The sequence below is a fragment of the Pseudomonas sp. R62 genome (assembly GCF_000257605.1).
In the GTDB taxonomy this organism is placed as follows: domain Bacteria; phylum Pseudomonadota; class Gammaproteobacteria; order Pseudomonadales; family Pseudomonadaceae; genus Aquipseudomonas; species Aquipseudomonas atacamensis.
This window is the reverse complement of record NZ_JH635999.1, coordinates 2,044,335-2,055,022: the sequence shown is the minus strand read 5'-3', so window position 1 is coordinate 2,055,022 and position 10,688 is coordinate 2,044,335. Positions and strand designations below refer to the sequence as shown.

Genomic DNA, 10,688 nt, shown 5'->3' with positions numbered 1-10,688 from the left:
AATGCGGTCTGACATTCGACATCGTCATCGTCTGACCTGACGCATTCGCGAGCAGGCTCGCTCCCACAGGGATTTGCGTAATCCAGCTATTCAGGAGTTTTCCATGCAACGCATCGACCACGTTCTGCCCTGGAGCCATTTGGGCAGCGAGCGCTCCCTCAGCGTGTTCCGCTGCGGCGCTGGCAGCCGCAAGGTGTATATCCAGGCCAGCCTGCACGCCGATGAACTGCCGGGCATGCGCACCGCGTGGGAACTCAAGCTGCGCTTGAACGAACTGGAACGGCAGGGCCGTTTGCAGGGCGTTATCGAACTGGTGCCGGTGGCCAATCCGATCGGCCTGGATCAGCATCTGCAAGGCAATCACATGGGCCGCTTCGAATTGGGCAGCGGCAAGAATTTCAACCGCGCATTCGTCGAACTCAGCGCCCCGGTCGCTGCTCTGGTTGGCGAGCGTCTGGGCGCGGATGCCGAGGCCAACGTCGCGGTGATCCGCCAGGCCATGGCTCAGGTCTTCGAAGAATTGCCGGCGCCGGCATCGCAACTGGAAGCCTTGCACCGCTTGTTGCTGCGCCACGCCTGCGACGCCGACATCACTCTCGACTTGCACTGCGACTTCGACGCTGCGATTCACCTCTACGCGCTGCCGCAACACTGGCCGCAATGGCAATCGCTGGCGGCGCGGTTGCAGGCCGGCGTCGCGTTGCTCTGCGAGGACTCCGGCGGCAGCTCATTCGATGAGTCGTGCTCGACGCCGTGGCTGCGTCTGGCCAAAGCATTCCCGAACGCGGCGATTCCGGCGGCGAATCTGGCGACGACGCTGGAGCTGGGCAGTATGGGCGACACCCGCGTCGATCAGGCTCAGGCCAACTGCGAAGCGATCCTGGGTTTTCTCGCCGAGCAGGGTTTCATCAGCGGTGAATGGCCGGCAGCCCCGAACGAATGTTGTGAAGGTCTGCCGTTCGAAGGCACTGAATACTTGTTCGCCCCGCACCACGGCGTGGTCAGTTTCTTGCGCAATGCCGGCGAGTGGGTAGAGCAGGGCGATGCGCTGTTCGAGGTCGTTGACCCGTTGCAGGATCGCGTGACCACCGTGCGCGCCGGCACCAGCGGGGTGCTGTTCGCGATTGATCGCGGGCGCTATACCGAGCCGGGGATCTGGCAGGCGAAAGTGGCGGGGCGGGTGCCGTTTCGTACGGGCAAGCTGACCAACGACTGATGGCTCTTCGCTGAATTTGCTGACCTCATCGCTGGCAAGCCAGCTCCCACAGGGTTCGGTTGATCTCAAATTTTGGAGACGCCGCAGTTCTTGTGGGAGCTGGCTTGCCAGCGATAGCGGCATCAGCCACGCCACAAAATTTGGATCCTCAGCCGAGGATGTTAGGCTCCCCGCGAACCCGACACTCTGTGAAGGAACGCTGCAATGCTCAAATTGTTCGCCCTGCTGACCCTGCTCGCATCCACCGCCGTCCACGCGCAAACCACCCTGCAATCCGATCTGCCACTCAAGTACCTCGAACAGGTCCACGCCGACGCCGAACCACGTCCGCTGGTGATTTTCCTGCACGGTTACGGCAGTAACGAGGCCGATCTGATCGGCATGAAATTTCAGCTGCCGGCGCAGTACAACTACCTTTCCGTGCGCGCACCGATGACGTTGGGTGAAGGACGTTTCCAGTGGTTTCGCAAGAAGGGTGAAGGCGCCTACAACGGCGAGACCGATGATCTGAAGGTCAGCGGCCAGAAGCTGCGCGACTTTATCGCCCAGGCGGCGAAGAAATATCACGCCGCGCCGGACAACGTGTACCTGATCGGCTTCAGCCAGGGCGCGATGATGAGTTACGAAGTGGGCCTGCGCGCGCCAGCGGTCGTGGGCGGGTTTGCCGCGTTGAGCGGGCGCTTGTTGCCGGTGCTCAAAGCCGAACTCAAGCCCGGGCAAGCGCCACTGCCGCTGAGCATATTTATCGGCCACGGCACCGCTGATGATCCGGTGCCTTACCGTCACGGCACCGAGGCCAACGCGCTATTGCACAAGCTCGATTACCAGCCCGAGTTTCACGCGTATCCGGGCGTCGGCCACAGCATCAGTGCGGCCGAATTGCGCGATTTGAACGGCTGGTTGCAGCGGCTCAATCCTTGACGATGGCTTTGACCAAAGCATCGTGACCCTTCTTGTCGCTGACGCGGGAAATCACCTGCACCAGCGCCATCTTCGTCCCCGAGCCGGCCAGCAATGTGGTGTTCAGGGTTTGGCCACCGCCCTGAGTGGCGGTGCTGTCAACCTGACGCAGCCCCAGGCCGGTGCCTTTTTGGGTCAGGCTTTTTTCGCTGAGCTTGTTGAAGTCCGGCAGGGCCTTGCGCTGATCGTCGATGAAACTCGACACGCTGCCGTCAAGAAACTCACCGTCGTTGTACTTGACGTTCTGGCCTGCGGGGATCTGGTTTTCGGCGGCGATGACCACGGTCTTGGTGGTCTGGTTGGTGTACATCGTGCCCTTGGCCCCGCTCGGGCTGGCGGGCAGCGGGTCGGCGACAAAGCCTTTGGGCAGGACGAAGGCGAATTTGCCGTCGAGCAGCGTAACCTTCTCGGTTTTGACCTTTTCCTTGGCGGCGTGCGCGTTGATCGCGGCGAAACCGGCGACGGCCGCCAGCATCAGGACGAGGGCTTTTTTGCTCAACAATGACATGTGAATCTCCGGTGAATGGTCGCGCGAGGCGGGCGATCATCCCACGGAGCGTGCCGGGCGTTCCAGCGCGATTCTCCGGGCGGTTATTGCGCTTGCGCCTTGGCCACTGGCCGCGCCAGCAGACGCCGGGTCACCCCGAGCATGGCCACCGACACTGCCACGCCAACGACAAAACCGCTGAGGCCCATGGTCGGCAGCGTCAAGGCCGACACCAGGCAGAACGCCGAAAACGAATACATGCCGGTCGCCGTTGCGCGCAATAACGCAGCGGTAAACGCCGGGCCGCGAGTTTGTTGCGAGAACACTGCCATGACGCTGCCGAGCACCGGGAACACCGCGAGCAGGCCGCTCCAGCGTTCGCCGACGGTGCTTGCCAGCATCGTCACCACCAGCGTCAGCGCCGCACCGGCGATCATCCGCCAGATCAGTTTGTCCGACTTCGGTGCTGGCCCGTTCAACACCGGCTGCACCTCAGGGAACAGATAAGGCGAAGCGAGCAGTGCCACCGCTGCCGCAATCACCGAGAACGGCAAGGACGCCGGAATCACCGACAACACCGTCGCCAGCGCGGCCCAAACCGCCAGTGAAATGGTCAACGCCCACGGCCAGTTCGCCCGCTGCGCCACCTGCGCATAGGTAATGCAGAAAGCGATCATCGCGAACATCGCCGACAGCGCCGCCACCGCCGATTGCGCGGCAAACTGCGGCCCTTGTTCAATCGCCAGAAAGAACAGAATCGGCCCGACCACCACCGGCAATCCCGACAACCACCCGGCCACGCTCGGCCCCCAGCGTTTGCCCGCCAGGGAAATCAGCAGGAGAAAACCGGGAATCAGTAGCAGTTTGAGGATCAGCACGCGGGTGTCTCCATCGGGTCAGGATGAGCCACGTTAGCACTGCCGATTAAAGATTGCTGCCTATGTTCGCAATTTTTGTATACAAAAATTCAAGCGCGAATCCAGCTATGCTTTGATCATCAGAATGCAGCGGAGACGATACGGCGATGAACAGAACACCCAAGCTCGTACGCGGCTGTTGTGGCATCGGCTTGTGGGCACTGTTGCTGACGCCGACATGGGCCAATTGGCAGGACGCAGTGCCGGGCGCGCAAATCATCGGCAGCGGCGATTTCAGCGTGTTCGGCTTCGATGTTTACAGCGCGCGCTTGTGGAGTGCCGCGCGGCCTCTGGCGCCGGGCCAGCCGTTTGCTCTGGAGCTGATCTACCGGCGCAACATCTCGCGCGACGATCTGGTCAGCACCAGCGTCGATGAGATCAAACGCCTTGCCGGTCCTCGGGTCACTTCGGCGCAATTGGCCGGCTGGCAGGCGCAGATGCAACAGTCGTTTGTCGACGTGCAGGCCGGCACGCGCATAACCGGCGTGTATCTGCCGGGGCAGGGCGCGCGGTTTTTTGTCGGGCAGAAGCTGCAGCATGAGATCGAGGATCCGCAGTTTGCCAAGGCGTTTTTCGATATCTGGCTGGATCCGCGAACACGCAGTCCCGAGTTGCGCGAGCAGTTGCTGGGGGTGAACCCATAGGTTCAGTGATCTTTGCGCTTCAAGGCATCAGACGAAACGACTAAGCTGCCGGGCTTCCGTTTTTGTTTCTGGATGTGTGCGTGAAATTCAGTTTGCCCAAAATCGCCACCGCGCCGTTTTGCCCGCCGGAAGTGGCCGGCAGTGTTGCGGTTGATCCGACTGCCTCGTTCTTCAAACGTGTGCTGCGTTTCGCCGGTCCCGGTTTGCTGGTGTCGATCGGCTACATGGACCCGGGCAACTGGGCGACCGCGATCGAGGCCGGTTCGCGTTTTGGCTACAGTCTTTTATTCGTCGTGTTGCTGGCGAGTCTGGCCGGCATGGTCGTGCAGTGCCTGTGTTCGCGGCTGGGCATCGCCACTGGTCGCGATCTGGCGCAGTTGTCCCGCGAGCGCTACAGCACGCCGACCGCGCGCCTGCAGTGGCTGCTGGCGGAAATCTCAATCATCGCCACCGACCTCGCCGAAGTGCTCGGCTGCGCTCTCGCGTTTCACTTGCTGCTCGGTTGCTCGCTGACCTTCGGTATCGCTCTGACGGCGTTCGACACGCTGCTGGTGCTGGCCCTGCAGAACCGGGGCTTCCGCCGTCTCGAAGCGATCATGCTGGTGCTGGTCGCGACCATCGGTGTGTGTTTCTTCGTCGAATTGTTGTTGATCAAACCGTACTGGCCAGACGTCGCACTGGGCTTCAAACCTTCGCTGGCGGCCATCGGCGATGCGGCGCCGCTGTATCTGGCCATCGGCATCCTCGGCGCCACAGTGATGCCGCATAACCTGTATCTGCACACCTCGATCGTGCAAACGCGGATGATCGGCAAGGACCTGGCGAGCAAGCGGGACGCGGTGAAACTGGCGCGCATCGACACCATCGGTTCCCTGGCCCTGGCGCTGCTGGTCAACGCGGCGATCCTGATTCTCGCAGCGGCGGCGTTTCACCAGTCCGGGCACACCGATGTGGTCGACATTCAGGACGCCTATCACCTGCTCGACCCACTGGTTGGCGGTGCGCTGGCCAGTGTGCTGTTCGGCGTGGCACTGCTCGCGTCGGGGCAAAGTTCGACCTTCACCGGGACCATCGCCGGGCAGGTGATCATGGAGGGCTATCTGAACCTGCGCATCCCGTGCTGGCAGCGGCGTTTGATCACTCGCGGGCTGGCGCTGATTCCGGCGTTCATCGGCGTCTGGCTCATGGGCGATAACGCGATCGGCAAGTTGCTGGTGTTGAGCCAGGTGGTGTTGAGTCTGCAGTTGCCGTTTGCCCTGTTCCCACTGATCCGCATGACCAACGACAAACGGCTGATGGGGCCGTTTGTGAATCGCTGGCCCACGCGGGTGCTGGCCTGGGGGCTGTTTGTGGTGATCAGCGGGGCTAACAGCTGGTTGATATTGCAGTGGGCGGTTTGATCACTGAGTTGCGGTGACTGGCAGGGCCTATTCGCGAGCAGGCTCGCTCCCACACGCCGCAATCTGGATGGCCAGCCGACGAGGGGTCATCCATCAACTTGTTTCGCGGCGGGCGAGCCTATACTGTATATGCACACAGTAAAGAGCCCGCGCCATGCAAATCATCGAAAAGCTGAGCATCCTCGCCGACGCCGCCAAGTACGACGCCTCCTGCGCCAGCAGTGGTGCGCCCAAGCGCAGCTCCGAGGGCAAGAGTGGCCTCGGTTCGACGGATGGCATGGGCATTTGCCACAGCTACACGCCGGACGGGCGCTGTGTGTCGTTGTTGAAAATCCTGCTGACCAACTTCTGCCTTTACGATTGCCAGTACTGCGTCAACCGCCGTTCCAGCGATGTGCCGCGTGCGCGCTTCACCCCGGAAGAGGTCGTGACGCTGACCATGGATTTCTACCGGCGCAACTGCGTCAGCGGGCTGTTTCTCAGCTCCGGGATCATTCGCTCGGCGGACTACACCATGGAGCAACTGGTGCGCGTCGCCAAGTTGCTGCGTGAAGAGCACGAATTTCGCGGCTACATCCATTTAAAGACCATTCCGGAAGCCGATCCGGCCTTGATCGAAGAAGCCGGGCGTTACGCCGACCGCCTCAGCGTCAATATTGAATTGCCCACCGATGCCAGCCTGCAGACGCTGGCGCCGGAGAAGGACATCACCTCGATCAAGCAAGCGATGAACACCATCTACACTGGCGTGCAAACAGTGTTGAACGAGCCGCGCTCGGCAAAATTCGCCCCCGCCGGGCAAAGCACGCAATTGATCGTCGGTGCCGATGACACCGACGACAGCACCATCCTCCACAGCGCTCAGTCCCTTTATGGCAACTTCCGTTTGCGCCGGGTCTATTACTCGGCATTCAGTCCGATCCCCGACAGCCCGAAAAGCGTACCGCTCGCCGCGCCACCGCTGATGCGTGAGCACCGTTTGTATCAGGCTGATTTCCTCCTGCGCAGCTACGGCTACAGCGCTGAGGAATTGCTCAAAGGCCCGGGCAATCTGGCGCTCGATATTGACCCGAAGCTGGCCTGGGCGCTGGAAAATCGCGAAGTGTTCCCGCTGGACCTCAACCGTGCCGACGCAACGTTGATCGCACGCATCCCGGGCATCGGCTTGCGCACCACCGAGCGCCTGGTCGAGTTGCGCCGTCAGCGCCGCATCCGTTACGAAGACGTGGCACGGATGCGCTGTGTGCTGGCCAAGGCCAAGCCGTTCATCATCACCAGCGATTACCACCCGCAACAGGCGGAAGTCACCAGTCACATGCTCTACCAGCAATTGCGCGACCGGCCGATGCCGCAGCAGATGGGGTTGTGGGGATGATCAGTCTCGATTGTGACGATCTGTTCGATACCTGGCGCCAGCAGGCGCGCTGGTTGCTCAGCCATGAAATCGATCCAAGTCTGGTGAGCTGGGCGGCGGAAGGCGTTGGCGATCTGTTTGCCAGTGATGATCACGTGCCCGAAGGGCAGGGGCCGTTTCAGGCGCGTATTCCCCGTGCGCTGCTCGCCACCCTCGAACAAGCAGCGCGCTATCGCGGCGAACAGCGCTGGAGCCTGTTGTATGAAGTGCTCTGGCGCGTCAGTCACGGCGACCGCACGGCGATGATGGCGGGCGACAAGCTCGGCAGCGAATTGCAGCGGCGCATCAAGCAGGTCAGTCGCGAGGCCCATCATCTGCATGCATTCGTGCGTTTCATCGAGCGGTCCAAGGATCTGCCTGGTCCACAATACGTGGCGTGGCACGAACCGGCGCATGACATTCTGCACAGCGCCAGCGAGCATTTCATCGGGCGCATGGGCCAGCATCGCTGGTTGATCGCCACACCGCGTGACGGCGTTTATTACGACGGTGAGCAATTGATTCACGAGCGGCAGTGCCCGATTGAATGGCAGCAACTGGCACAGAACGTCGATGACCCCCACGGCGATTTGTGGTTGACCTACTACAGCCACATCTTCAACCCGGCGCGGTTGAACCCGAAGGTCATGCAAGGGCATCTGCCGGTGCGGTTCTGGAAGAATCTGCCGGAGGGGGAGTTGATACCGGGATTGATCACCCAGGCGCGGATGGGCAAGCAGCAGAATGGGCAGGCGAGTGGGATTGCCAGTCGAGCCGGGAAGCGGATTGCTTTGAAATAGAAGATCAACAAAAAAGCCCTCCATCAATCACTCAATGGAGGGCTTTTCCAACATCAACAACGGTCAATTCAAACCTTGACGATCCAGCCCGCTGGCGCTTCGATGTCGCCGGTCTGCACGCCAGTCAGCTCTTTGTAGAGCTGCTGGGTTACCGGGCCTACCTCGGTTTCGCTGTGGAACACATGCAGGTGATCGTTGTAGCTGATGCCACCAATCGGCGTGATCACCGCAGCGGTACCGCAGGCACCGGCTTCCTTGAAGTCCGACAGCTTGTCGATCAGCACGTCGCCTTCAACCACTTCCAGGCCCAGACGCGATTTGGCCAGTTCGATCAGCGACAGGCGGGTGATGCCTGGCAGGACCGATGGCGAGTTCGGGGTGACGAACTTGTTGTCGTGGGTGATCCCGAAGAAGTTTGCCGAACCGACTTCCTCGATCTTGGTGTGGGTCATCGGATCGAGGTAGATCGCATCGGCGAAGTTGGCTTTCTTGGCTTTCGAGCCCGGCATCAGGCTGGCGGCGTAGTTGCCGCCGACCTTGGCCGCGCCGGTGCCTTGCGGGGCCGCGCGGTCGTAGCTGGAGATCTGGAAGTTGTGCGGGGTCAGGCCGCCCTTGAAGTAGGCGCCGACCGGGATGCAGAAGATCGAGAAAATGAATTCGGGTGCGGTGCGTACGCCGATGTTGTCACCGACGCCGATCACGAACGGGCGCAGGTACAGCGCGCCGCCGGTGCCGTACGGCGGGATGAAACGCTCGTTGGCGCGAACCACGGCTTTGCAGGCTTCGATGAACTGCTCGGTGTCGACCGTCGGCATCAGCAGACGCGCGCAGCTGCGTTGCATGCGCAGGGCGTTCTGGTCCGGGCGGAACAGGTTGATCGAGCCGTCCTTGCAGCGATAGGCCTTCATGCCTTCGAAGCACTGCTGGCCATAGTGAAGGGCAGTGGAGCCTTCGCTGATGTGCAGGACGTTATCTTCGGTCAGGGTGCCTTTGTCCCACTCGCCATCGCGGAAGTACGACAGATAGCGCTTGTCGGTCTTGATGTAATCAAAACCCAGCTTGTCCCAATTGATGCTTTCGTTACCCATGACACCCTCTATCACTGAACAACCGCCGAAACGGTTCAAGGCTTCTGACGTTTTTTTGGATGGGCACAACAATACTTCATTCTTGAGCGGTTTCGCAGCTTGTGGCGAGGGGATTTATCCCCGCTGGGCTGCGAAGCGGCCCCTTTGGCTCAGATATCTGACGTTCGGCGGTTGCAGATTGATCGTTCCCACGCTCTGCGTGGGAATGCCTCATCGGACGCTCCGCGTTCGGCTGTTGGGACGCAGAGCGTCCCGGACTGCATTCCCACGCGGAGCGTGGGAACGATCAATTTGACGGATTTACAGGTGCAGCGCATGCCCCAGCGCCCGCAACGCCGCTTCCTGCACCGCTTCGCCCAAGGTGGGGTGGGCATGAATGGTGCCGCCGATGTCTTCCAGTCTCGCGCCCATTTCCAGGCTCTGCGCGAATGCCGTCGACAATTCGGAAACGCCGACTCCCACCGCTTGCCAGCCGACAATCAGATGATTGTCGCGACGTGCGACCACGCGGACGAAGCCGCTTTTCGATTCCAAGGTCATTGCGCGGCCGTTGGCGGCGAACGGGAAGCTTGCAACGATGCAGTCCAGCCCCGCAGCCTTGGCCTCGTCCGGAGTTTTGCCGACCACCACCAGTTCCGGGTCGGTAAAGCACACGGCGGCGATGGCGGTCGGGTTGAATTCGCGGCGCTTGCCGCTGATCAGCTCGGCAACCATCTCGCCCTGAGCCATGGCGCGGTGGGCCAGCATCGGTTCGCCGCTCACGTCGCCAATGGCGTAGACGTTGCGCATGCTGGTCTGGCAACCGCTGTCGATCTTGATCGCCGAACCGTTCATCTCCAGATTCAACGCTTCGAGATTGAAGCCTTGAGTATTGGGTTTGCGACCGACGGCAACCAGTACCTGATCGGTTTCCAGATTGAGGGTTTCGCCTTCAGGATCGCGCACCTGCAACGTGCCGTCGAAACCCAGCACGCTGTGCTTGAGGTACAGCTTCACACCCAGTTGCTTGAGCGCTTCATGTACCGGTTGTGTCAGCTCCGCGTCGTAAGCCGGAAGAATACGATCCTGCGCCTCGACCACACTGACCTCGGCGCCGAGCTTGCGATAGGCGATGCCCAGCTCCAGGCCGATGTAACCACCGCCGACCACCACCAGACGTTTCGGCACAGACGTCGGCGCCAGCGCTTCGGTGGAGGAGATGATTGGCCCGCCAATCGGCAGGATCGGCAGGTTGACGCTGGTCGAGCCGGTGGCCAGCACCAGATGCTCGCACTGGATTCGGGTATCGCCGACTTCCACGGTTTTGCCGTCGATGATTTTCGCCCAGCCGTTGATGACCTGAACCTTGTTTTTCTTCAACAGCGCGGCGACGCCAGTGGTCAGGCGATCAACGATGCCATCCTTCCACTCGACGCTTTTGCTGATATTCAGGGTCGGCGCGGCAACGCTGATGCCCAACGCCGAATGCTGGCTGTGATGCTGCGTCTGATGAAACTGCTCAGCCACATGAATCAGCGCTTTTGACGGAATGCAGCCGATATTCAGGCAGGTGCCGCCCAACGATTGGCCTTCGACCAGGATGGTCGGGATGCCCAGTTGCCCGGCGCGGATTGCGGTGACGTAACCGCCGGGGCCGCCGCCGATGATCAGCAGCGTAGTGTTCAGAGATTGCATTCGGGCTTACTCCACAAACAAGGTGGCGGGTTGTTCGAGCAAGCCACGAATGGCCTGAATGAAGAGCGCCGCGTCCATGCCGTCGACCACGCGATGATCGAAGGAGCTG

General features: G+C 61.2%; 11 protein-coding genes. 6 read left to right on the top strand and 5 right to left on the bottom strand.

The features are described 5' to 3' along the window. Positions 1-103: 103 nt before the first annotated feature. Positions 104-1,216: a succinylglutamate desuccinylase/aspartoacylase family protein gene (locus tag OQK_RS27065; protein WP_016775209.1), complete on the top strand. Its 1,113-nt coding sequence runs from the start codon at positions 104-106 to the stop codon at positions 1,214-1,216. Between the two features lie 204 nt (positions 1,217-1,420). Further along, positions 1,421-2,137: an alpha/beta hydrolase gene (locus OQK_RS27060; RefSeq protein WP_016775208.1), complete on the top strand. Its 717-nt coding sequence runs from the start codon at positions 1,421-1,423 to the stop codon at positions 2,135-2,137. Here OQK_RS27060 and OQK_RS27055 read toward each other — a convergent pair. Both OQK_RS27055 and OQK_RS27050 read right to left on the bottom strand, forming a co-directional pair. Beyond that, entirely contained in the window at positions 2,127-2,684 is a 558-nt protein-coding gene (locus OQK_RS27055) for a hypothetical protein (RefSeq protein ID WP_016775207.1), read from the bottom strand. The genes OQK_RS27060 and OQK_RS27055 overlap by 11 nt on opposite strands. Positions 2,685-2,767: 83 nt before the next feature. Beyond that, positions 2,768-3,541, bottom strand: coding sequence for a hypothetical protein (locus tag OQK_RS27050; RefSeq protein WP_016775206.1), 774 nt, complete (start codon positions 3,539-3,541; stop codon positions 2,768-2,770). Positions 3,542-3,687: 146 nt separating this feature from the next. On the opposite strand from OQK_RS27050, the gene OQK_RS27045 reads away from it, so the two are divergent. The 4 genes from OQK_RS27045 (at position 3,688) to OQK_RS27030 (ending at position 7,817) form a co-directional block, all read left to right on the top strand. Continuing rightward, positions 3,688-4,224 (top strand): chalcone isomerase family protein, encoded by a 537-nt coding sequence (locus tag OQK_RS27045; RefSeq protein WP_016775205.1) that lies wholly within the window; start codon positions 3,688-3,690, stop codon positions 4,222-4,224. Between the two features lie 80 nt (positions 4,225-4,304). Then, the gene (locus OQK_RS27040; RefSeq protein ID WP_038861855.1) at positions 4,305-5,624 is read left to right on the top strand and encodes an Nramp family divalent metal transporter; all 1,320 of its coding nucleotides are present in this window, start codon (positions 4,305-4,307) and stop codon (positions 5,622-5,624) included. A 154-nt stretch (positions 5,625-5,778) separates the two neighbouring features. Continuing rightward, entirely contained in the window at positions 5,779-6,999 is a 1,221-nt protein-coding gene (locus tag OQK_RS27035) for a putative DNA modification/repair radical SAM protein (RefSeq protein WP_016775203.1), read from the top strand. Beyond that, the gene (locus OQK_RS27030) at positions 6,996-7,817 is read left to right on the top strand and encodes a TIGR03915 family putative DNA repair protein (RefSeq protein WP_016775202.1); all 822 of its coding nucleotides are present in this window, start codon (positions 6,996-6,998) and stop codon (positions 7,815-7,817) included. The genes OQK_RS27035 and OQK_RS27030 overlap by 4 nt, the downstream gene beginning before the upstream one ends. 68 nt (positions 7,818-7,885) lie before the next feature. On the opposite strand, the gene OQK_RS27025 is transcribed toward OQK_RS27030, so the two are convergent. The 3 genes from OQK_RS27025 to OQK_RS30685 form a co-directional block, all read right to left on the bottom strand. Beyond that, on the bottom strand, positions 7,886-8,905 hold the full coding sequence (locus tag OQK_RS27025) for a branched-chain amino acid aminotransferase (protein WP_016775201.1): 1,020 nt from the start codon (positions 8,903-8,905) through the stop codon (positions 7,886-7,888). Positions 8,906-9,205: 300 nt separating this feature from the next. After that, positions 9,206-10,579 (bottom strand): dihydrolipoyl dehydrogenase, encoded by a 1,374-nt coding sequence (lpdA, locus tag OQK_RS27020; protein ID WP_016775200.1) that lies wholly within the window; start codon positions 10,577-10,579, stop codon positions 9,206-9,208. A gap of 6 nt (positions 10,580-10,585) precedes the next feature. Beyond that, positions 10,586-10,688, bottom strand: a 103-nt coding sequence (locus OQK_RS30685) for a 2-oxo acid dehydrogenase subunit E2 (protein WP_162098753.1), incomplete at its 5' end; no start/stop codon positions are given.